Origin of the sequence: Pseudoalteromonas sp. MB41, assembly GCF_020966275.1 — a bacterium.
Lineage (GTDB): Bacteria > Pseudomonadota > Gammaproteobacteria > Enterobacterales > Alteromonadaceae > Pseudoalteromonas > Pseudoalteromonas lipolytica.
Genome location: NZ_JAJJZF010000008.1, coordinates 34,226 through 57,589 on the forward strand (window position 1 = coordinate 34,226; position 23,364 = coordinate 57,589).

Consider the following 23,364-nt stretch of genomic DNA (forward strand, 5'->3'; position numbering starts at 1 on the left):
ATATAATGTATCAACAGACTTTGGCGCTGCTGCGCGAATTACAAACGACACTCCAACGTCATGAACTATGGCAAACAGCTGCAATTGATCCTGCAGCATTAAATTCATCTGTTCCGTTTTGTCATGACACCATGGCGTTTGAGCAGTGGTTACAATTTGTATTTATTGAAAAAATGCAGGTGTTAATCACCAATAACCAGCCATTGCCTCGAAACTTTGCTATTGCGCCTATGGCTGAAATGATGCTGGCACAACATGCCGGTGGCCATGATGTTATTAGCGTTTTACTAAAGCTTGATCAGCATTTGAGTGATAACCAAGATGGATGAAATTGTTAAACCGCACTATGAAGAGTTAACGGTTTTATATCGCGACGAAAATTATATCGCAATAGACAAACCGTCTGGTTTACTGGTGCATCGCTCATTTTTAGATAAACACGAAACACAATTTGCCATGCAAATGCTACGTGATCAAATTGGTCAACATGTGTTTCCGGTGCACCGTTTAGATAGACCCACCTCAGGTGTTTTATTGTTTGCATTGAGCTCAGAAGCGGCTCGAGACATGAATCAATTGTTTATTGATGGGCAAATAGAAAAGCGTTACTTAGCCTTGGTTAGGGGCTTTTTAAATGAGTCAATCTTCCTTGATAAGCCTTTAAAAGAAGAACTCGATAAAATAGCCGATAAGTTTGCTGATCAAAATAAGGCTGCACAAGAGGCGCAAACTCACTTTAACTGCTTGCACCAAGCTGCTTTGCCGATCCCAATTGGTAAATACCCCACTGTGCGTTATTCGCTAGTGGAGTGTTTTCCTAAAACGGGGCGAAAGCACCAAATTAGACGGCATTTAAAACATTTATCGCTACCGATCATTGGTGATGTAAACCACGGTGATAACCAACATAACCAATTTTTTAGAGAGCACTTTCAGCTGCGTCGTCTGATGTTATTTGCGTCTGAGCTAAAGTTTGTGCACCCTTATAATAAACAAGTAATAACGATTAGAGCCCCCCTTGGAGAGGCGATGTTAACGATTTGCCAGCAACTAGGCTGGCCAACAGAAGAAAAGGATTATTATGGCAACCATTAGTATTTTTGTCGGCAGTGTGTACGGCGGTGCAGAGCGTTTAAGTGAGCAAGTAATTGAGGTGATTGAAAAGTCACCGCACCAAGCACAGCTTATTGAAAATGGCACAGTAGAAGACATGCTGGCTGCATCACATATATTGGTGATTACCTCGACCACAGGCCAAGGTGATATTCCTGATAATTTAGTGACATTGTACAGCCAATTAAATGATCAATTCCCCATGTTAACAGGCAAGCAGTATGGCATTATCGCTATGGGTGACCGCAGCTATGGTGATACATTTTGTGGGGCAGGGCGCAGTTTTGATGAACTATTTCGTGATTTACAGGCAAAGCCTGTTGGTCATCGCCTTGAAATTGATGCCTGTGAAGACTTTGAACCGTGGCCGGTAACTGAGCCATGGTTAAATGAATGGCTAACAAAAATTAGCTAATAGCTTATAGCCTATTCACACGTGCCGATTGGGGAAAGCAATTGGCACGGTCTGCGACTTTAAGTGCGCTCTTACTGTGCGATACCTCATTCACCGCGAGACACCTCCTGTAGTCGGTTTAACGGTGATTTTTATGATTTAAAGATTTAAATATCGGAATAATCACACTTTGCAATTAATGCCTGCCTAAATCGCGTTTAATTCTAACTGAAACTCGCATCTTTAGGTGGTTTGGGTATACTAACGGCTTCATTTTATGAGGCTGTTATGATTTCAAAAAACCAACTGAAACTTATTCGAGCATTAGGTCAGAAGAAATACCGCAAGCAATACAACCAGTATTTAGTTCAAGGTGAAAAAAATGTCCTTGAGTTATTAAACAGTGGTTTGAGTATCGCAAATATATTCGCAACACCCGCGTTTATTGCCGCGCATCGCTCAGCACTTGCAGCCCATCAAATTATCGAAGCCGATGAAGACAGTCTAACGAAAGCCAGCACCTTGGTGACCAATAACGCAGCCATTGCTGTTGTTGATATGCCAAAGCAGCAAGCATTACCCACCTCGGGCCTTATTTTAGCGCTAGACGGCGTATCAGACCCCGGTAACTTAGGCACAATTATTCGCGTGGCGGACTGGTATGGAATTAACCATATAGTGACAAGCCAAGACAGTGCCGATGCATATAATCCAAAAACCATTAGTGCAACCATGGGGTCATTTGCCCGTGTGACAGTGTCGCAAACCGATTTAACGTGCTATTTACCGAGCTTAAACCTGCCCGTTTATGGGGCTTTTTTAGCGGGTGATAATATTCATCAAGCAAAGCTTAAACAAGATGCTGTTCTTTTAATGGGCAGTGAATCGCACGGTATTCGTCCAGATTGTGAAAAGCTGGTCACTGATAAAATAACCATACCAGCTTATGGTCAGGCTGAATCGCTGAACGTAGCCATGGCAACAGGCATTATTTTAGATAATTTTAAACGTCACGCTTAACCTTTTGTTATAAAATGAGTTAAATTGCAGAATAATAATAAAAATCGGTAAAACAACTAGATGCGCTTAAGCACCATAAAGTTAGCGGGTTTCAAATCGTTTGTTGAACCCACTAAAATCCCATTTCCTGATCAAATGACTTGTGTTGTCGGGCCTAACGGCTGTGGCAAATCAAATGTTATTGATGCGGTGCGCTGGGTGCTTGGTGAAAGTTCAGCGAAGAACTTACGTGGCGATGCCATGACCGATGTTATTTTTAATGGCTCAACCAATCGTAAGCCGATTTCACAGGCCTCTGTTGAGCTAATTTTTGATAATACCAGTGGTCATTTACCGAATACATTTGCTGACAGGAACCAAGTTGCTATTAAGCGTTTGGTAACGCGTGATGGGCAATCTATTTATTTTCTTAATGGCAGCAAATGTCGTAAGCGCGACATTACTGATATTTTCTTGGGAACAGGGCTTGGGCCGCGAAGCTATGCCATTATAGAACAAGGCATGATATCGCGACTAATCGAGAGTAAGCCTGCCGATTTGCGTGTGTTTTTAGAAGAAGCCGCCGGGGTGTCTAAATACAAAGAGCGCCGACGCGAAACACAAACCCGTATTAAAAGTACTCGCGAAAACCTTGAGCGCTTACTGGATGTTCGCAAAGAGTTACAAACGCAACTCGATAAACTTGCTGTACAGTCAGTCGACGCGAAAAAATACCGTGAGTTAAAAGCCACAGAGCGGACTCTAAAAGGGCAAATTGCGGTTTTAAAGTGGCAAAAGCTGCATCAACAGCAAGTTGATAAGGCTGCTGAAATAGATAAACTTAAAGAACAAATACAGTTTTTTAAAGAAGCCCACTCTGGTCATGATGATGTTTTAGCGAGCCTTGAGAATCAAGTACAGCTTGAGCAGCAAAAATTACAAGATGCACAACACGCGCAGCACCAAACTCACACTGAGTTAACGCGTAAAGAGCAGCAACAAATCAGCTTAAAGCAACAGCAGCAAAATATTAGTCAAAACTTGATTAAGCAGCAGCAACTGCAATTGCAAAACAAAGAGTTGCAGGCTGAGCAACACGCTGCGGCTTCTTTACTGCAAGAGCAGTTACAAGAAGCGATAGAGCAAAGTTTATTATGTGCAGAGCACGTGGCCGAAGTTGAACTTCACGCATCAGAACAACATCAGCACAGACATACTGCTTCACAGGAATACCAGCGTGCATTAGAGCAAAGTCAAACGCTCAGTAGTGAGGTGACAGTAGCCAAAAATCAGCTGGCGCATTTTTCGCAATCCATCGACCAACTAGAGACACAGCTTAAACAGCTTACGGACGAAATCAGTGAGCTTGAAGCGACTCCTGTTGCGACGCAGATTACTGAGCAGCAAACTCATATTCAAGCGCTCACCAAGGAACTTGCTCAACAGCAAACGGCTCTGAATCGGCTGACACAAAATCTAGTGCAAACAGAGACAGAGCAAGCACAGTTAGCGCAAGCACTACAACGGGTGCAACAACACAGCAATGAAAATAAAGCCAGTATTGCGGCACTGAGTTCAGTCCTGAGTGAGCATGCTGACAGTGACCGCACTTCTTTATTATCGCAATTAAAAGTAACGCCAGGTTTTGAGCCTCTCGTTGAGCAAGCTTTACTGGGTCTTGAGCATTTACAGGTCAGCAAAAATGCGCAGCCTAATAGTGTTTGGTCACAGACCCTTGCTGTGCCTGATCATTCATTAGCACAATACATTGAACAGGGGATTTACCCTGAATTGCTGACACGATTTGCATTTCAAGCAACGTTTGATGAAGCGATTCTAGCGGATCCATATTGGCTCGCCGTGATTGATGAAAAGGGCTGTATTTATGGTCGTAATTTTCAAGCTGATGCAAAAAAAGACACGGACAACTCACTGCTGTTAAAACATGCCCAGTTGAGTGATGCAGAGGAACTTGATGAAGAGCTCAATGAGCAAATCGCAGATAAGCAACAGCAGCTCGACAGTCACCTTACCAAAAAGAACACGCTCATCGCTGAAAAAGAGCAACACAGAGAGCGTATTCATCACGTTGCGCAGCAAATTGCCTCAGCAAGTACTCGTAGAGACATGCTCCTTGAGCAGCAAACGCAGTGGCAAAATCAACTGGCTAAATTACAGCTGCGCAAAACGTCGCTTAAAGAGCAAATGCAAGGTGTCGTTGAGCAACATGAAAACCAACAATTGCGCCTAGAAGATTTGCTAGAACACCACGCAACGCTTGAAAGTAACCTTGAACAGGCTAAGCAAGTGCAAATGGATGCTGACAATCAGTATCGCCAAGTTGCGTCTCAATTAGAGCATTACAAGACACTTGCCCATCAAGCGAATTTAGCGGAACAAAAAGCCCGTAGTGAGTGTCAACTCAGTGAAACAAAATTACAACATGCTGATGCAGCACATACAGCCGCAAGTGACGCTGTTTTAGAATTAACAGCGCAGTTAGAAGAGTTAGTGATCCCGCTTGAAGAGACGGCAGAGCATATTGTGTTATTGCTTGAAAAACATCAACAAAGTGACGTTGAGCTAAAAAACTTGCAAGCGTCACTGACTCACGCTAAAAAGGAACTAGCGGATAAGCAGGCATCGCTTAAATCATCGCAATCAGAGCTAGTTACGTTGCAAGAACAACTGCAATCACTGGCGTTAGATGAACAAAGTTTGCTTGTAAAAGCGCAAGCGGCGCTGGAGCCACTTGAAGAGTTGGATCAACACTTAAAAACAGTGCTTGAAGCACTGCCAGACAATGCCAACTTAAATAGTATGCAAAGCATGCTATCTAAAACGACGCAGGGCTTACATGAACTGGGGGCGGTTAACTTAGCCGCGATCGATGAGTTTGAGCAGGCTAAGCAGCGAAGTGACTATTTAGATCAGCAACTTGATGATTTAACTCAAGCACTTAATACGCTTGAGGGCGCGATTCAAAAAATCGACCGCGAAACAAAAAATCGATTTAAGGCGACGTTTGAACAAGTAAATAGTGATTTTGGTGAGTTATTTCCAAAAGTATTTGGCGGCGGAAGCGCTTACTTAGAATTAACCAGTGATGACTTGCTTGAAAGTGGTGTTAGTATAATGGCACGGCCTCCTGGCAAGAAAAATTCGACAATTCACCTGCTTAGTGGTGGAGAAAAAGCGCTGACCGCATTATCATTGGTGTTTTCAATATTCAGGCTCAATCCAGCTCCATTCTGTATGCTAGATGAAGTGGATGCGCCATTGGATGATGCAAATGTGGGTCGTTTTTGCCGTTTGGTAGAAGAGATGTCACAATCAGTGCAATTTATTTATATCAGTCATAATAAGATTGCTATGGAAATGGCAGGCAGATTGACGGGTGTAACTATGGCTGAACCAGGCGTTTCACGTATGGTTGCCGTAGATATCGAACAAGCTGTGCAATTGGCACATGCATAAATTTAGTTAGGCATATCAAATAATAAAGGTGAGGGGATGGCCGAAGAATTAAGATGGGCTTTAATCGTAATCAGTGTATTTGTCATTGGTGGTTTATTAATTCATGGTTTATGGTCTGTGCGCAAAAAGGATAATCCTGATGTTGAGCAGCAAGAACGGGTTGAGCCAAATGAAGCAAGTGCAGAAACGAGTGAGTCTTCACAGCCTTATGCGCAAGAGCGTGATGAGCCTGAGTTTGGTGATTTAAGCTTTACTGCTGAAAACACCGAAGAGCCAGACGTTGAAGTCGAAGAAGCGGCTGACACTGAAGAGCAACCAGAATCGCCTGCACCGACAGACTTTATAATTGTGCACTTACAGATGCCAGAAGGCTTAGCAATGGAGGGCAGTCAATTACTGCCAGCTGTTAATATGCTAGGTTTCAAATACTCGGATGAAGGCTTCTTTAATCGCCATCTAGACCCTGCTGGAACAGGCCCTGTGTTATTCCGTTTAGTGAATATGTACAATCCTGGAACGTTTGATATTGATAATATGGAACAGTTCAGCACAGCGGGTGTTAGTTTGTTTATGACATTACCATGCGATGGTGATGGCCTAAGTGCCTTTAATATGTTGCACAGCGCTGCTAAAAAGTTAGCGGATGAGTTTGGTGCGACTATTTTAGATAGCAACCGTGAAGAAATGACGGTTGATAGCGTACGTGAATATGTTGAAAAGGTAAGAAGCTTTTCAGCGTAATCCATATTCGCAAGTAAATGATTGTTAGGCCACTTGGCGTTAAGTCGTCTAAGTGGCTTTTTTATGTAGATTTTTGAGGTTTTCATGTCCAGCCCTATCTTTGAGCAAATTAGTCAACTACGTGCCCAGTTAGAAGAGCATAACCATAATTATTATGTGCTGGATGCACCCAGTATTCCCGATGCTGAATATGACCGCTTAATGCGAGAGCTAAGTAGCTTAGAGCAAGCAAATCCTGAGTTTCAGAGTCCTGATTCACCCAGCCAAAAAGTGGGTGGGGCCGCGCTTGATAAATTTGAACAAGTAACGCACCAAGTTCCTATGTTGTCGCTTGATAATGCTTTTTCACAAGAAGAGTTTGCGGCGTTTAATCGCCGAATTAAAGAGCGCGTGATGGATACCCGCGAACTCACATTTTGCTGTGAACCAAAGCTTGACGGTTTAGCTGTGTCGATTATTTATCGTAATGGTGCGCTGGTTCAAGCTGCAACACGTGGCGATGGTATGGTGGGTGAGAACATTACACAAAACGTGAAAACGATTCGTAATGTGCCATTAAAACTTCGCGGCAATGACTTTCCTGCTGAACTTGAAGTACGCGGCGAAGTATTTATGGACAGTGCAGGCTTTGCAAAACTGAACAGCGACGCTGAAAAGCGAGGCGAAAAGGTATTTGTTAACCCGCGTAATGCTGCGGCTGGGAGTTTACGTCAGCTCGATTCTAAGGTAACGGCAAAACGCCCATTAATGTTTTATGCATACAGCACAGGGCTGGTGGCTGATGGGCAATTGCCAGAAGATCATTACCAACAACTGGCAAAATTGACTGATTGGGGATTACCACTTTGCCCTGAAACTAAGTTAGTTGAAGGTCAACAGGCGGCGCTTGATTATTACCAAGACATCTTAGCGCGCCGAAGTGAGCTTGCCTATGAAATTGACGGTGTGGTTATTAAGGTCAACGACAAAAAGCTCCAAGAGCGCTTGGGCTTTGTTGCCCGCGCCCCCCGTTGGGCTATTGCGTTTAAGTTTCCAGCTCAAGAAGAAATTACACAACTTTTAGATGTTGAATTCCAAGTAGGCCGAACGGGTGCAATTACACCGGTAGCACGTTTGGTGCCCGTATTTGTTGGCGGAGTGACTGTATCGAATGCCACTTTGCATAATGGGGATGAAATAGCCCGTTTAGGCGTTAAAATTGGCGATACGGTGATTATTCGCCGCGCAGGCGATGTAATCCCTCAAATTACCCAAGTGGTACTGGAACGTCGTCCTGAGAGTGCAAGAGAGATTGTATTCCCAACCACTTGTCCAATTTGTGACTCGCATGTAGAGCGTATCGAGGGTGAAGCAGTTGCACGATGCACCGGTGGGTTGGTGTGCCAAGCACAACGTAAACAAGCAATTAAGCATTTTGCTTCACGTAAAGCGCTTGATATTGACGGGTTAGGAGACAAAATTGTTGACCAATTAGTCGATCGTGAGCTTATCAAAACGCCTGCTGATTTATTTATTTTAAAACAAGGTCACTTTGAGTCACTTGAACGAATGGGGCCAAAGTCTGCTAAAAATTTGGTGAATGCGCTGCAAGAGGCAAAGCAAACTACCTTAGCTAAATTTCTTTACTCTTTGGGTATTCGTGAAGTCGGTGAAGCAACAGCTCAAAACCTCGCTAATCACTTTTTAACCTTAGAGAAAATTACTCAAGCCAGTGTTGTTGCACTAACAGAAGTGAGCGATGTGGGTGAAATTGTTGCTAAGCATGTGCGCGGGTTCTTTAGTGAAGAGCACAACATGGCTGTTGTTAATGCGTTAATAGAGCAGGGAATTCATTGGCCAGCTTTAAATGCACCAAGCGCTGAAAAGCAACCTTTAGCTGGTCTGACGTATGTTTTAACAGGCACCTTAAGTGAGCTTAATCGAAACGATGCGAAAGCGCGTCTGCAAGCTCTCGGTGCAAAAGTATCGGGGAGTGTATCGGCTAAAACAAATGCCCTTATTGCAGGTGAAAAAGCAGGCTCTAAACTAACAAAAGCACAAGAGTTGGGTATTGAGGTGCTTACTGAAGCCGATTTAATTGCTTTATTAAGTGAACACAATGGATAGTTTGCAGCAAGCTGTCTCGTCAGTCGCTTTAACGATAGGGCAGTGGATTCAACCCCATTTGTATAATATTTCTTTATTGTTAGTGGTGTGTTTTATCTCATTATATGCCAACGATATTATTAAAGTGACTAAGCGCTTTGTTGCCAGACGTCACTTTATTATTCGCGTGTTATGCTTTGTTGCCGTGACAGGCTTTGGTATGGGGCTTTTGGTGGTGTTTGTGACGCCATTTTTAAGTAAGTTACTGATGTTATTAGGTATAAAGTGGTTAGGTTTAACGTTAACCGGTGCATTCTTGGTATTGGGTGTTATCGCAGATAAGAAGAATCAGCTATGATGCGTTACGGGCCAGAATATTGGGATAAACATGGCGCTTATCGAACCCCCATAGCGTTTCATTTAACCTTGTTAGTACTGCTTCGTAGTTATTTTATCTGGTTAATGGCCGCGTTAAGTCGGCGCCCTGATTTAGATATTATGTCGTTGTTTTTTAGCTCTAAATCAGAGTTTTTTATGGCGATAGGCATTGCAGCAATTGCGCTGTTACCCGCGGTTGTTTTTTGTTTTAGAAGGCCACAAGAAAACCCTGAAACCGCTAAGCGGTGGGCAACTGTGTGGCGTTTTATGCGGTGGCCTTTGATTGTGTGTGCTGTGATAGATTTAGGCTGGCTGACTTACCAAGCCGCGCACAGTTATTATCAATTCTCATTTTTTTTGGCGTGCCAAATGGTATTGGTGCTTTGGGTGCTACTTTATCTGGTAAAAAGTCGCTATTTATCCGTATTTTTCAATGATTGGCCCGATCCAATCGTAAAAAAAGGAAACTAACCATGCTGGCTATTAATCAATTACTAGCAAAAATTTCAGCATTGATTGCAGTGGTATTGATTGCCCTGTGGTTTTTTACACCACTTTGGCACAGTGTCGCGTTTTCTTTTTTTGTTCTTTTGTGGGCTTTTATTACAGTATCAAGTCTGTACCGTGTGACACCTTTATTCGTGTCACGCAATCCAATTGAAGATTCATTAAAGCGCGATGTTAACCAGTTAGCATTGATTAGCCTTTCCGGTTTGTTTGATTTTAAACGCAAAGCGGAATTTGTATTAATAGGGCAGATTAAAAAGATAAAAATTGGCGATGGCATTATTCATGTTACAGATATCAATGAACAGACATTGACCGCAGTTTTAAGTGTTGCAGAGTCGAAAATTGACGCTTATTTACATACCTTACTGTCTGAACGAGAACGCGAAAATATAAAAATAATTAAGCAGTCTAGTACCGACTAGCCATAATACAGAATCATTTTGATGGATTTAACCAGTTGCTATCTGCGTTAAAAATTGCTCATGAACGACAGTTTCGTTGTGGGCGTTAGAGCAAGGCAGGAGCAATGGCCGATAGCAACTAAATATCATCGTTTTTGCCTTGCGACCACACGGTTTTTTTGCATTAAAATAGATCATTTAAGTAAGTAAATTGGTATAAGGTTTAGTTTGCTTAACTATTTTTTAAGCAGTATTTTGAACGTGGATTTATCAATCCTAGGAGAACACAATGTTAACTTGGCAAGATATTTTAGAGTTTGCCCACAACGGCAATCCAACACCTCCCCGTAGAGTTGAAAAAACGCCATTAGAGTGGCAGCGTGAGCTTGCGCAAGATACTTTCTATGTAACACGCCAAAAAGGCACAGAGCGTCCGCACAGCTCTGATTCATGCACACTCTTTGAGCCTGGGAAATATGCGTGTGTATGTTGCGATAATTTATTGTTTGATGCCGATGAAAAGTTTGACAGTGGCACTGGTTGGCCTTCATTTACCCAACCAAGCAGCGTCGAAAGCATTGCGTACATAGCCGATACAAGTCACGGTATGCAACGTATTGAGGCTATTTGTAATGTCTGCGATGCCCATTTAGGTCATGTTTTTCCTGATGGTCCGCCGCCAAGTGGTTTGCGCTACTGCATGAATGCGGTTGCAATGAAAAAATGCGATTAGGTAAACTAATCTAAATATTGCGCAATAATAAAAATAAGGTGCTCTCGGTAAATTGGCTTACTGATAGTGTAGTCTGTTAAGATACTTGATTGTGCCTTATCATCCTTTAAAGCCGAGGCTGTTACAGCAATAATCGGGATATGTTTAAAACGATCATCACTGCGAATTAACTGGCTGGCTTCAAGCCCTCCCATTACAGGCATCTTCAAATCCATTATGATTAGGTCAGGCTGATGTTGCTCTATTTTTTTCAGTGCATCTTCACCATTAATTGCCGTATCGATAGTAAAACTCCAGCGCGATAAGAACGATTCTAAATAATCACGGTTATAGGGAATGTCGTCTACGATTAAAATGCGCGCAGGATTAAAGTGATAACTAGTGATTGCAGGGTAATTACGGTGCTCAATTTCTGTTATTGATTCAGCTAACTCGACGTTGGGAATTGAAACAATAAACTCACTGCCTTTGCCTTTTTCACTGATAACCGATAACTCGCCGCCCATCAATTTTATAAAGCGTAATGAAATAGCAAGGCCTAACCCTGTACCACCAAACTCAGAACTGCGTTGTCCTTGAACTTGTTCAAAGTCATTAAAGATTAAATCTTGTTGATCTTTTGGAATGCCTTTACCGGTATCTTTCACATGAATTTTTATATCAAGGTGGCTGTCGTCATCATGTGGTTTAAAGTCAAAGTATACGCTTACACTGCCTTGTGACGTAAACTTAATAGCATTACTTATTAAGTTGGTAAGTACTTGACGAAGCTTGTTACTGTCGAGCAATACGGGGGGAGTGAGATCAGGGTGTGCGGTTACTTTAAAATTGAGATCTTTTTGTGCGCTGAGCTGTAAAAACATCATATTTAATTCATGGCACATGGTGGGAATTTCAACCCGCTCAATATCGAGCTGCATTTTACCTGCATCGACTTTTGATAAATCAAGAATATCGTTTAGTACGTTTAATAACGAATTGCCTGAGATAGAAATCGCTTCAAGGTAGCGGCGTTTGTTTTTGTCGGTTTCGCTGTCTTGCAATAATTGGCTGAAGCCTAACACGGCGTTTAAAGGTGTTCTTAACTCGTGAGACATATTGGCTAAAAAGCGACTTTTTGCTTGGTTTGATTGTTCTGCTTGTTCTTTTGCATCCAAGTATTCTTGAGTGCGCTTAGCCACGGTTTCTTCGAGTTGACTGTGCTGTTCATGCATGCTGTTAATTTGCTGTCTAACCGCGGCTCGCATCATTTTAAAGCCACTGGCAAGTGTGCCTATTTCATCTTGGCTTTTAATATTAATAGGGCAATTTAAGTCGCCTGTGGTCACTGCATGGGAGAACTCAACAAGTTGATCAATGGGTTGCAAAATTATGCGCCTAATAATGATATAAGCAATAATGAGTGCTGTTAGCAGGTAGATTGCAAATAAAGAGACGGCGTTACTGATAATAGATTTGGTTTTTTGGGATAAATCGATGTCAGAAAACGTGACAATAACGTAACCAATATTTTCACCGTAATGATTTTTTACTGGCACTGTTACAGCGTACTGGTGATCAAGCGCGATAATCTTATTTCGTCTCGGATTGAGTTGCTGCAATATCGTTTGATTCGTCTCTAAGGTATCGACTTTGCTGTTATCGGGGTGAGCTGCAATAAAATTATTTTGATCAATAAAATAAATAGTTTTGAGGTCATCAAAGGTATTATGTTTGAGAATATTTTTTAATGTTATCCCCTGAATTTTTAAGACCCAACTGCCAGTGGTGTTATCTGATGTTAATGAGTTTATTTCAGACAGCATCGGCGAAACAATCGCGTCTGCTTTTTCACTCATATTAAGCAAGGTTTGCTCTTTTAATTCCAAGACATGTATAGCCGTGCTCACGCCTAAAATTAGCGTGATAGTAAAGCCTATGATTATCAGAATTTTATGCGCAATACTGATTCTCATTGGCTGCTCTTAGTTTGTGTTTTTAAAGCGTGCATGTTTGCATTAATTTTTGCATCAGTACTTTTAATTAATTGTTTAATGTCGGCACCATAAAATATTTGGCTAAATGTTTGCGAAATAATTTCACCAATGACTGGAAATTCAACCATACCGGCTTGCAGTCGATCAGGCGTAGCATGCTCAAACACCCATAGCATTGCGTTGTTAAAGCCGGGTTTATTGACTAAAGTAAATAGCTTTTCGTGCCATACCTTTTGTCTTGGTGGCGACCCCCCGGTGCTGAGTAAAGCGGCCGTTTGCTCACTCGTTGCCCATTGAATAAATAACCAGGCTGCAATTTTTTTATTAGAGTGGCTATTAATCGCAAATGCCCATGCCCATGGTGATGTTTCTCTGGCAACAGGTCCTTTTGGAAGGGGAGCGGCTTCCCATTTATTCCAAATATCGGATTCTTCAGCCGTGTCTATTTCATTGTAAAAGTGAGACGCAAGGATTGCTGAAGCCAGTTTGCCGTGCTTAAACAATTGACGTATCTCATAAAAATGCAGTAAGCGGCTATTTTCCGGATTACCGTAACCTGTAACTAAGTTTCGATACATTTTAAGGCTTTGTGCCGTCTGTGGACTATCAAATGTTGATACACCTTGTTCATTGAGCACTTCTGCGCCATAGGCACGCATTACGGGTAACACCGTCCATGTATTAAGCCCCGCACCGGGTAGTGTGCGTGAAGCAAACGCGTGCATGCCGGCGAGTTTAGAGTCGGCATCAATCGCGCGCTGTAATTTTATTTTAGTTGCGTGTAACTGCTCGTAAGTATCTGGCACTTCAAGGTTAAAGCGCTCAAATAAATCTTTGCGATAAAAATAAATAGGGGCTGAAAAATCAAAAGGTAAAGAATAAAGTTTGTTATCTATTTTGCAAAGAGTGAGGCTTCTTTCGCTAATATCTTCAAGTTGATACCACGTTTTATCAGTTATGAGTGGGTTATCTAGATAAGGTTGTAGGGGCTCTATCCAGCCTTGATTTTGTGCTTCACCTAAAAATGTAATGCCCATAGGCAATACATCGTATAGGCCTAAACCTTCGCTTAAATCTTGATGACGACGAGAGCGCATTTGAGATTGTTCCAGCGCATGGAAACCAACAGAAATCCCGGTAAGCTGCTCAAACAGGGGGATATAAGGTTTAAGAGCCAAAAATGCGGGCTGCTCGTCAGCCAGTATATTTATATGACTGCCTGCTTCACTTTGCCAATTTATATTAGCTTGCTGCCAATACTGCAAAGTAGCAGAAGCAATACTGACTGGACTGAAGAGTGCTATTGCAGCTAAAAGAAGCTTAATTGATTTCAAAAAAGGGCGCTCCATAATGAGAACATTTACTCAGATAGCTGAAGATTCATTTTTGCAGCTTGCGCTTTTATTTTTTCGAAGCGAGTGGCTTGCTCATCGTGTAATGTGTATTCATTAAGTAAAGCGTAGCATTTTTTTGCTAGCAATAAGTTAAATGATTGCCCTTGCGCATTAGAGTCGAATAAACATTGTAAAAGATTCAATGCAATACTGGCGTTTTTAGGCATAATTCTAAAGGCCTGTGTAAACGCTTCGAGCGCAATATTTAGCTGGCCTTTATTAAATTGCGTAACAGCATGGTTATTGAGTTCTTTCGGCCCCATTTTGATATCACGACGTTCAGTTTGCTGTTGTTGAATGTAGCGAAGAAACACAGGATCACTTACCGAAGGATGGCGCTCACAATGGCTTATAATTTGATTAAAGAGTGTTTGCGCTTTGTTGTGAAAACCGAGCTCGTGGAATGCCTTTGCTTTATCAAGCGCACCATCAACAGAACGAATTTGACTGTCACTCTCATCAAGTTGCTCGATTAGGGCCTTTGCTTTTTTATGCTCGTCTTTCAAATAATGTAAACGTGCGTTGAGTACATCAATTTGGGTTTGATTGTTACTATTTGGAAACTGTTGTTTTAAATCATTTAAATATTGATTTGTTTGTCTCGCAATACGATTAACTTGGTCTGTTTGATCTGTTGTCAGAGCAAAATCGATACCTGCCCGTGCTGCATTTAAGTATATATCAGGGTGATCGTGTATGGAGTGCTTTGCATAACTGGCGATATCTTTTTGCGTTAAGTAGCTTTTCTCGTAGTCATGATTTAACAGTGATACATGGCTGAGTGCTTTTTGTCGCTCAATGTTTCTTGGTGCTATATCAACAGCTTGACTAAAAAATAGTTGAGCGTCATCAAACTTATTAAGTTTAATGTCTAAACGACCTAACAAATCAAGGGCCACAAGGCGAGTTTCACTGCGCTGTAGCATGGTTTTTAACATGCGTTGAGCAAGAATATGCTCATTATTGGCAATAAGCGCCTCTACTAACCCGACTTTAGCCCACGTAAACTTTTGTATATCGAGTACGGATTTAAAAAATGTTTTTGCATCTTCATTTCGATTTAAACGAAGTAGGGCATCACCTTTTAATCGTAATAAAATGGCACTGTAGGTATTACTTTTATTTTGTAGTAATTCATCGATTTTCTTTATTGCTTTCGAGTCATTTTCATCATCAATTAGCTGATAAACACTGTAAAGGTGGTGCTTACGTAGTAGTACTTTCTCAATACGGCTTTTTAATTCATAAATGGTAAATGGCTTTACTAAAAAATCGTCAGGCTGGAGCTCTAACACACTGTGAACTAGAGAACCGCTTGTTTCGGCTGAAATGAAAATAAACCCTGTGGAGTTTTTAATTAAGCGTTTAACTTTAAGTTCTTCGTAAAGTTGGTAGCCATCTTGGTGCTTACTTAAATTGAATGAGCAAACGATGAGATCAAATTGTTCGTCCTGACATTGTTCTTTGGCTGAAATGGCATGGTCAGCAAAGCGCAGTTGTCGAAAACCTAATCCTTCGAGGGATTGTTTCATGTAGCTTTGAGCGAGTGGTTGCTCTTCAACTATTAAAATTTTGGCTTTCGAAAAAATCTTTGCAGGCATTGGACTTGCGATCGAGTGATATTAACAGTGACTATAATAAACAGTCTAGCTGCTGACAAGGCAAATTACAGGTTTTCAGTTAATTTAAAAACCTGACTCATGCTATAGCATGACTTATGTCGTATTTTTTATTTCCTTTTTATCTCAAAGAATTAGCTTAACAATCAGCTACAAACGTGATGATATTTATATTAGTGAATATCAAAAATGGCACAACGACTAGACGTGTTTTACAGGTGGTGGGTCGTACTGGACTAGCACCATCGAGCCGAGTCTTTGTAGAGAGTAACGATGCTTTTAGAAAATTTTTAATATGGAGCATAGAAAAGAGTGTTTTATAGCTGGTGGGTCGTACTGGACTTGCACCATCGAGCCTAGTCTTTGTAGAGAGTGGCGATGCTTTTAGAAAATTTTTAATATGGAGTATGGAAAAGAGTGTTTTATAGGGGTGGGTTGTACTGAACTTGAATCATCGAGCTTAGTCTTTGTAAAGAGTGGCGATGCTTTTAGAAAGTTTAGAATATAAAGTACAAAGTATGGAGTATGAAAAGAGAGTTTTATATGTGGTGGGTCGTACTGGACTTGAACCATCGAGCCTAGTCTTTGTAGAGAGTGGCGATGCTTTTAGAAAGTTTAGAATATAAAGTACAAAGTATGGAGTATGGAGTATGGAAAAGAGTGTTTTATATGTGGTGGGTCGTACTGGACTTGAACCAGTGACCCTCGCCTTGTAAGGGCGATGCTCTCCCAACTGAGCTAACGACCCACATATAATTGCCGAAAGGCTAATTTGTAAAGATTAAATGGTGGGTCGTACTGGACTTGAACCAGTGACCCTCGCCTTGTAAGGGCGATGCTCTCCCAACTGAGCTAACGACCCAAATAATTTTTTTCTTCGCGATACCATTTTTAAAATGGTGGGTCGTACTGGACTTGAACCAGTGACCCTCGCCTTGTAAGGGCGATGCTCTCCCAACTGAGCTAACGACCCGCGAAGAATAATCTAAATGAGAACACCATTAAACTTGGATTAATGGTGGGTCGTACTGGACTTGAACCAGTGACCCTCGCCTTGTAAGGGCGATGCTCTCCCAACTGAGCTAACGACCCATTTAGATTGTGTAATATGAAGTACCATTAAAAGATAATGGTGGGTCGTACTGGACTTGAACCAGTGACCCTCGCCTTGTAAGGGCGATGCTCTCCCAACTGAGCTAACGACCCATATTACATGCAATAAATTCTTAATGTTGAGTTTACACCATTTAAATGGTGGGTCGTACTGGACTTGAACCAGTGACCCTCGCCTTGTAAGGGCGATGCTCTCCCAACTGAGCTAACGACCCATTAAGAACTTTAGATATGAACACCATTTAATAATGGTGGGTCGTACTGGACTTGAACCAGTGACCCTCGCCTTGTAAGGGCGATGCTCTCCCAACTGAGCTAACGACCCATATCTAAAAAACAACTCATTGCTGCGTTGTTGTGGGGCGCTATTATAGATAGAGTTGTAAATGTGTCAACACTTGAATGAGTAAAAATGTGCTAGATGCAGCTTTTATAAACAACGACATGGCTTTTTTACATTTTTTGATGAACAATTATGCAATTCAGTGCTTTTCCTTCTATACGCAAGCTGACTTTTAGGCTGTTTGGGGTCAATTACTTTAGCGAGGATGAGCTGTGTTAGTTTTGTTTATATGTAAATGCATTTGTCGGTTGTATAAATAAGTACAACGCAGTGCTCTTTTTTAACGTTAATTAAAAGGGCGTGGGGGAGGGGAAGAATGATCAATTTAGTTATAAAATTAAGATATCGCCGTTTTCCATATAAATGTATACCTTTTAGTAAGCGAAACCTCCTTTCATTGAGGCACAATAAAATCTAAACAGCACGCTAATATGTAAAATTCAGCTATTTATTAGTGGATTGTATAAAATAGCTTCTCCTCGGGGTGTTATTTAGTCAGCTTGTTGAAATTTAAATCATTTAAATAAAGTTAGATAAAAAACTGTTGACTTTATTTGGGGGGCTGCATAGAATGCGCCCCGCACTCAGCGATACACGTCAGCATTAGTTGGTAGTGTGTATGCAAAGTCGGGGCTATAGCTCAGCTGGGAGAGCGCTTCGCTGGCAGCGAAGAGGTCTGCGGTTCGATCCCGCATAGCTCCACCAATTTGCATAGTGTTTGTCCTAGGGTAGCAGTTTTCTGCGTCCCCATCGTCTAGAGGCCTAGGACACCGCCCTTTCACGGCGGTAACAGGGGTTCGAATCCCCTTGGGGACGCCACTTATTTATGTAAGTGAGCTAATACCAAGGCGCTAAACATGTCAATCTCGAGTATTTACATGTTAATTTAGCAACCTTACTCTGATATGAGTCAAACTATCATTTAATGTCCTAGTGACACATTTTTGTGTCCCCATCGTCTAGAGGCCTAGGACACCGCCCTTTCACGGCGGTAACAGGGGTTCGAATCCCCTTGGGGACGCCACTTACTTTAACCGTGTTAAAGAGGGTGTTGTGTTATTAAACAGCTCGCCTGAATCGAGCTTAACTATTCAGTTGTCCTAGTGACACATTCTTGTGTCCCCATCGTCTAGAGGCCTAGGACACCGCCCTTTCACGGCGGTAACAGGGGTTCGAATCCCCTTGGGGACGCCACTTACTTTAACCATGTTAAAGAGGGTGTTGTGTTATTAAACAGCTCGTCTGAATCGAGTTTAACTATTCAGTTGTCCTAGTGACACATTTTTGTGTCCCCATCGTCTAGAGGCCTAGGACACCGCCCTTTCACGGCGGTAACAGGGGTTCGAATCCCCTTGGGGACGCCACTTACTTTAACAGTGTTAAAGAGGGTGTTGTGTTATTAAACAGCTCGCCTGAATCGAGTTTAACTATTCAGTTGTCCTAGTGACACATTCTTGTGTCCCCATCGTCTAGAGGCCTAGGACACCGCCCTTTCACGGCGGTAACAGGGGTTCGAATCCCCTTGGGGACGCCACTTACTTTAACAATGTTAAAGAGGGTGTTGTGTTATTAAACAGCTCGCCTGAATCGAGTTTAACTATTCAGTTGTCCTAGTGACACAGAAACTTTCTGTTTAAGCTAAGGCCATTCGCCTCACAGGCTCGGTCTCATCTTACGCAGAAATAGCAAATCAGTGATTTGCAAACCAATTTCTGCGTCCCCATCGTCTAGAGGCCTAGGACACCGCCCTTTCACGGCGGTAACAGGGGTTCGAATCCCCTTGGGGACGCCACTTACTTTAACCGTGTTAAAGAGGGTGTTGTGTTGTTAAACAGCTCGCCTGAATCGAGTTTAACTATTCAGTTGTCCTAGTGACACAGAAACTTTCTGTTTAAGCTAAGGCCATTCGCCTCACAGGCTCGGTCTCATCTTACGCAGAAATAGCAAATCAGTGATTTGCAAACAAATTTCTGCGTCCCCATCGTCTAGAGGCCTAGGACACCGCCCTTTCACGGCGGTAACAGGGGTTCGAATCCCCTTGGGGACGCCATTTACTTGCGTAATTTATATTTATTACACAGTGAATACCATAAGATTCAATTCAAAAATTCCTATTTATACATCCCATACTTATCTTATAAAAATCAATTATCTACGCTATTTAATTTCGACTTTTCTCTGATATTTTTAAAAATCACAGTACAGATCTTTACTTCTCACTGCGACAGACCGTTTTAATCTATTTCTAATGCTTCCTGCGACACATCATTTATGTCTAATTTGAGGCATTGTTTTTATAAGGTGTGACGTTAACGAGTATGAGTGGAGACCTTATACCAATCCGCAAAAATACTTAATCATTTTGAGTGATCAAACCAGTCGCTACCTGCGTTAAAAATTTCTGATTTACGACTGCATGGATGCAGGAGGTAGAGCAATGCAGGAGCAATTGCCGAGAACAACTAAATAACTAAATTTTTGCCTTGTTATCAACGCGGTTTTATTGCCTCAAAATAGACCACTTAATTAAGCGGAATGGTATTATTTGGTTAATTTGTTTTGCAATTGTTGGTTTAGTGATCACAACGTTGAGATGTAAGAAAACTCCTGATTAAGCTAGGCAATTGTAAACAAGTGTGCTTAACTAAATTTATAATTTTCTGTTTATTAAGTAGATACGAGCGTGTGGCGAGTATTTGGGTTGGTAGTGCTGTTGGCAATGTTCCCGTGTTATGCCACGACAATTAAGCTGGCCTATACAATGAAGCATGATAACTTCAATCAACTGTTAAGTGAGCTGGCTGAGCAAACAGAATTAACGGTTGATTCTGTGTTGGTTGACCAAAAAGCGTTAAAAGTACGGCTTGTTCAAGCCAATAGTGCGACAACCACCGATGCCGTAATTTTTCCTGCTGACCATCTGGGTCTGAACAAATACGCTAATTTTAGTGTTATTCCCGAATCACTAATAGCTGAAACAACAGATAAACGCACTTTAGATACAACAAGAGTAAATGGCCAATTACTCGGCATTCCCATTATTCAAGGTAATCATCTACTGCTTTTTTATAACACTCGGTACGTAAAGAAAAAAATAAATGACTGGCAGGATATTATTAAACTAAAACCTATGCTGCCTGAACAGGTGAAACTAATCACCTGGAGTTTTATGGAAATGTATTGGTTTATTCCATTTTTAAGCGCATTTGAAGGCGACCTGATTGTTGATGACAAAGTACTGTTGAATACATCTGCAATGCAATTAGCTCTGCGATATGTATGGGATTTAAATCAGCAAGGTATCGTGGACAGAGAGTGTGATTACAGCTGTTCACATGCCGCATTTCAAAACCAACAGGCTGCATTTATTATAAACGGTGCTTGGGCCCTCAATACTTACAAAGAAGCACTGGGGGAGCAGTTGGGCGTACAACCACTACCAAAACTGAATGGTCACTTCATGCAGCCGTACTACTCAACGTTTGTTTTAGCTTTTCCGAATAATAGTTTACAGGGCCCTAATAAAGACAACTTAATTAAGTTTGCAAAGGCTGTGCAACATGCACCATTTCAGCATTTAATTTGGCAAAAACTTCACGATATCCCAGTGAACACGCAAGTTTTAACGCAGCTTTTAGAGCAAAACGATGATTCGTTACTTACCTTGCTTGCTGCTTTGCAACACACCAAACCAATGCCATCATCGGCTGCGATGATAATTGCATGGGAAGTGTTAACAAAAGGCTTTTCTCGTTATGGCAGTGGTGCGCTGACTGCCGAACAAGCAGGTTTATTTATGCAGGGACTCGCAGAGCGCTCAATTGCGAATGAAGAGGTGCAATGAACAGCCCACGGTTTAGCCAAGCATTATTCGCAAGTGTATTATTGCTGGTTATTATTCCGCTTTTGGTGCTGGCAGGCTTGATGATCGGGCGTTTTTATTTAAACTCGATTGAACAAGCTAAAACAAGCTTACAATGGCAGGCAAGAAATAACGCGGCAAGCTTGGAACAACTGATCTTCAAATTAGAAAAAAATAGTCAGTTATTAAGTAGTACAAAAGCGATAGCTGAGCTTCCAGATACCGTGGTGTATTCGCAATTTGCATTGGTTCAATTACAGCAATTTGTAACAGATAACCCACAAATAATTGCATCAATTGTTTTAGATAATCAAGGATTTATTGTTGAAGGTTACCCAATAACATCGTTAACGCTAAATTACGCACTAACAAAAAGTATTCTCGATAGTGCGCAGATCTCGAACAATCAAAATAGCATTCAAGTAATTAATAAGCCGCAGTTGAATGAATTGCTCTTTCAAACAGAAGCCAAACAAAATGCATTAATAGCAATTACTTCAACGCTGTTACATGAACAAGACTCGTTAAGTGAACCAATCCGAAAAACGGGGTTATTAGTGTCGTTCATTCCGTTATCTGAAGCATTAAAGTGGCTTGCTGTTCACAATGAGCAGCCTACTTACCAATCAGGTAAACAAGTACAAATTACCGTGCAAGATCATGTTTTATACAGTTTAGGGGTCGTTGAAAGTACAGCGTTACTAACAGGAAGTGCATCGATTAGTAACGTGCTGTTTAATAATGAACGAACAGCATTACACTTTAGAATTAATGAAGCTGAAACTGCATATACCAATGCGGTAAAGGAAACAGCGATAGTTGGAGGTTTGTTAATTATAGGTCTTTCAGTTGTGTCATTGTTTTTGGTTCATTGGTTAACGCAACGTTTGCATAATCCACTTAATCGTATTACTGCACTGAGTCGGGAGTTTGCATGTGGTAACTACAAAAAAATAACCGATGATTTCCATTATCAAGAGTTTAAAGATATAGCTCAGTCACTCAATAGCATGGCTGAAACAATTGATATTCAGATCACTTCTTTACAGCTTGAGAAGGTTAGGGCGGAGCATTCTGAGCAAGTTAAAAGCCAGTTTTTAGCAAATATGAGCCATGAAATTAGAACACCAATGAATGGGATTGTTGGTTTTTTACAGTTGTTGAAAAAAAGCCAATTAAATCCAGAACAAGCTGATTTTGTGAGACAAATTAATAACTGCAGCGATGTGTTACTCACAGTGATTAATGACATACTCGACTTTTCAAAAATTGAGGCAAATAAAATAGAACTCGATACGCGAGAATGCAATTTAATCGCGCTATGCCAAGATCTCATTGTGTTATTTAAACCCAGCTGCGATGCTAAGGGGATTGCTTGCCAACTTAATATTAATCAACTCAAAGCAGTCAACGTCGAGTGTGATGAAATTCGCGTTAAGCAAGTGCTCATAAACCTGCTGTCAAACGCGATTAAATTCACAAAAGAAGGGGAAATTACTCTATCAATTAATGTCATTGACAAAGATGCTCACACGACAACAGTTGAATTTACAGTGACTGATACAGGTATTGGTATAGCAGAAGATAAATTAACCGCTTTGTTTAACCCCTTTGTACAAGCGCAAAGTAATATCATGCGTGAATATGGCGGCACAGGTTTAGGGCTTGCCATAAGTAAAGGCTTAGTGGATTTAATGGGCGGCGAAATTACGCTTAAAAGTGAGCTTGGTGAAGGCACTACATTTACTATTATGGTGAGTTTTAAAACCCACTCACACGTGCTTAGCAAAGCAAAAACAAGTCAACTCGACACGGCGATAACGGTCGACTTTTCAAGCATAAAAACACCGTTGTTAGTCGCAGAAGATAACCCAATTAACCAAATTGTTATTACGAAATACTTATCGCAATTAGGTTTGAGCTATGAACTTGCTGAAAATGGCCAAATAGCCTGTGATAAGGCATCAATGAATAACTACGCGTTAATTTTAATGGATATTCAAATGCCTGTGATGGATGGTTTAACGGCCAGTAAAACACTGCTGAAGCAAGAAGGGTTTAATACACCCATTATCGCAGTGAGTGCGAATGCAATGAGAGAAGATATCGAAAAAAGTATGGAAATAGGTATACACGATCACATTGCGAAGCCAATCGATTTCACAGAGCTTGAACGGGCGCTTGCAAAGTGGCTATTTCAGTCAATTTAATGACTGAAATAGCCAA

At 41.4% G+C, this 23,364-nt stretch carries 16 protein-coding genes and 15 tRNA genes; 21 read left to right on the forward strand and 10 right to left on the reverse strand.

Translation table 11 applies throughout. From position 1 onward, the window contains the following. Positions 1–5: 5 nt before the first annotated feature. The 11 genes from LPA49_RS10015 (at position 6) to msrB (ending at position 10,831) form a co-directional block, all read left to right on the forward strand. Positions 6–329 carry a YqcC family protein gene (locus LPA49_RS10015; RefSeq protein ID WP_036969562.1) on the forward strand — a complete coding sequence of 108 codons (324 nt, stop codon included), beginning with the start codon at positions 6–8 and terminating at the stop codon, positions 327–329. Next, complete coding sequence (gene truC / locus LPA49_RS10020) at positions 322–1,095, forward strand: tRNA pseudouridine(65) synthase TruC (protein WP_036969558.1); 774 nt, start codon at positions 322–324, stop codon at positions 1,093–1,095. Before LPA49_RS10015 ends, truC begins: the two co-directional genes overlap by 8 nt. After that, positions 1,082–1,528 (forward strand): flavodoxin, encoded by a 447-nt coding sequence (locus LPA49_RS10025; RefSeq protein ID WP_036969555.1) that lies wholly within the window; start codon positions 1,082–1,084, stop codon positions 1,526–1,528. The genes truC and LPA49_RS10025 overlap by 14 nt, the downstream gene beginning before the upstream one ends. Positions 1,529–1,795: 267 nt before the next feature. Then, positions 1,796–2,527 carry an RNA methyltransferase gene (locus tag LPA49_RS10030; protein WP_036969551.1) on the forward strand — a complete coding sequence of 244 codons (732 nt, stop codon included), beginning with the start codon at positions 1,796–1,798 and terminating at the stop codon, positions 2,525–2,527. Between the two features lie 60 nt (positions 2,528–2,587). After that, a complete protein-coding gene (locus LPA49_RS10035) occupies positions 2,588–5,983 on the forward strand; it encodes a chromosome segregation SMC family protein (RefSeq protein ID WP_230236459.1) in 3,396 nt (1,131 codons plus the stop codon). Between the two features lie 36 nt (positions 5,984–6,019). Further along, positions 6,020–6,724, forward strand: a complete 705-nt coding sequence (zipA, locus tag LPA49_RS10040; protein ID WP_036969545.1) for a cell division protein ZipA — start codon at positions 6,020–6,022, stop codon at positions 6,722–6,724. Between the two features lie 84 nt (positions 6,725–6,808). Further along, a complete protein-coding gene (gene ligA, locus LPA49_RS10045; RefSeq protein ID WP_230236461.1) occupies positions 6,809–8,830 on the forward strand; it encodes an NAD-dependent DNA ligase LigA in 2,022 nt (673 codons plus the stop codon). Beyond that, positions 8,823–9,167: a DUF3392 family protein gene (locus tag LPA49_RS10050; RefSeq protein ID WP_036969540.1), complete on the forward strand. Its 345-nt coding sequence runs from the start codon at positions 8,823–8,825 to the stop codon at positions 9,165–9,167. Before ligA ends, LPA49_RS10050 begins: the two co-directional genes overlap by 8 nt. Further along, on the forward strand, positions 9,164–9,658 hold the full coding sequence (locus LPA49_RS10055; protein WP_065979790.1) for a DUF2919 domain-containing protein: 495 nt from the start codon (positions 9,164–9,166) through the stop codon (positions 9,656–9,658). The genes LPA49_RS10050 and LPA49_RS10055 overlap by 4 nt, the downstream gene beginning before the upstream one ends. A 2-nt stretch (positions 9,659–9,660) precedes the next feature. Then, on the forward strand, positions 9,661–10,119 hold the full coding sequence (locus LPA49_RS10060; RefSeq protein ID WP_036969534.1) for a hypothetical protein: 459 nt from the start codon (positions 9,661–9,663) through the stop codon (positions 10,117–10,119). Positions 10,120–10,387: 268 nt separating this feature from the next. Next, on the forward strand, positions 10,388–10,831 hold the full coding sequence (gene msrB / locus LPA49_RS10065) for a peptide-methionine (R)-S-oxide reductase MsrB (RefSeq protein WP_036969532.1): 444 nt from the start codon (positions 10,388–10,390) through the stop codon (positions 10,829–10,831). Positions 10,832–10,836: 5 nt separating this feature from the next. Here the strand turns inward: msrB and LPA49_RS10070 are convergent, their stop codons facing one another. From LPA49_RS10070 to LPA49_RS10115, 10 genes are all read right to left on the reverse strand, one after another. Further along, complete coding sequence (locus LPA49_RS10070; protein WP_065979791.1) at positions 10,837–12,786, reverse strand: ATP-binding protein; 1,950 nt, start codon at positions 12,784–12,786, stop codon at positions 10,837–10,839. Then, positions 12,783–14,141 (reverse strand): extracellular solute-binding protein, encoded by a 1,359-nt coding sequence (locus LPA49_RS10075; RefSeq protein WP_167330958.1) that lies wholly within the window; start codon positions 14,139–14,141, stop codon positions 12,783–12,785. The genes LPA49_RS10070 and LPA49_RS10075 overlap by 4 nt, the downstream gene beginning before the upstream one ends. Before the next feature lie 26 nt (positions 14,142–14,167). After that, positions 14,168–15,802, reverse strand: a complete 1,635-nt coding sequence (locus tag LPA49_RS10080; RefSeq protein WP_036969529.1) for a response regulator — start codon at positions 15,800–15,802, stop codon at positions 14,168–14,170. Between the two features lie 690 nt (positions 15,803–16,492). Further along, positions 16,493–16,568, reverse strand: a tRNA-Val gene (locus LPA49_RS10085). Positions 16,569–16,606: 38 nt separating this feature from the next. After that, positions 16,607–16,682 (reverse strand) — tRNA-Val (locus LPA49_RS10090). Positions 16,683–16,717: 35 nt separating this feature from the next. Beyond that, positions 16,718–16,793, reverse strand: a tRNA-Val gene (locus tag LPA49_RS10095). 43 nt (positions 16,794–16,836) lie between these two features. After that, positions 16,837–16,912 (reverse strand) — tRNA-Val (locus tag LPA49_RS10100). Between the two features lie 38 nt (positions 16,913–16,950). Next, a tRNA-Val gene (locus LPA49_RS10105) sits at positions 16,951–17,026 on the reverse strand. A 46-nt stretch (positions 17,027–17,072) separates the two neighbouring features. Further along, positions 17,073–17,148 (reverse strand) — tRNA-Val (locus LPA49_RS10110). 34 nt (positions 17,149–17,182) lie between these two features. Further along, positions 17,183–17,258, reverse strand: a tRNA-Val gene (locus tag LPA49_RS10115). A gap of 647 nt (positions 17,259–17,905) precedes the next feature. Here LPA49_RS10115 and LPA49_RS10120 point away from each other — a divergent pair. The 10 genes from LPA49_RS10120 (at position 17,906) to LPA49_RS10165 (ending at position 23,348) form a co-directional block, all read left to right on the forward strand. After that, positions 17,906–17,981 (forward strand) — tRNA-Ala (locus LPA49_RS10120). Between the two features lie 38 nt (positions 17,982–18,019). Then, a tRNA-Glu gene (locus LPA49_RS10125) sits at positions 18,020–18,095 on the forward strand. A gap of 129 nt (positions 18,096–18,224) precedes the next feature. Further along, a tRNA-Glu gene (locus tag LPA49_RS10130) sits at positions 18,225–18,300 on the forward strand. A 94-nt stretch (positions 18,301–18,394) separates the two neighbouring features. Further along, positions 18,395–18,470 (forward strand) — tRNA-Glu (locus LPA49_RS10135). A gap of 94 nt (positions 18,471–18,564) precedes the next feature. Beyond that, positions 18,565–18,640: transfer RNA gene (locus LPA49_RS10140), tRNA-Glu, on the forward strand. A 94-nt stretch (positions 18,641–18,734) separates the two neighbouring features. After that, positions 18,735–18,810: transfer RNA gene (locus LPA49_RS10145), tRNA-Glu, on the forward strand. Between the two features lie 182 nt (positions 18,811–18,992). Then, positions 18,993–19,068: transfer RNA gene (locus tag LPA49_RS10150), tRNA-Glu, on the forward strand. 182 nt (positions 19,069–19,250) lie between these two features. Continuing rightward, positions 19,251–19,326: transfer RNA gene (locus LPA49_RS10155), tRNA-Glu, on the forward strand. Positions 19,327–20,037: 711 nt separating this feature from the next. Next, complete coding sequence (locus LPA49_RS10160) at positions 20,038–21,120, forward strand: extracellular solute-binding protein (protein WP_230236463.1); 1,083 nt, start codon at positions 20,038–20,040, stop codon at positions 21,118–21,120. Continuing rightward, the gene (locus tag LPA49_RS10165) at positions 21,117–23,348 is read left to right on the forward strand and encodes an ATP-binding protein (RefSeq protein ID WP_230236465.1); all 2,232 of its coding nucleotides are present in this window, start codon (positions 21,117–21,119) and stop codon (positions 23,346–23,348) included. The genes LPA49_RS10160 and LPA49_RS10165 overlap by 4 nt, the downstream gene beginning before the upstream one ends. Positions 23,349–23,364: the final 16 nt, after the last annotated feature.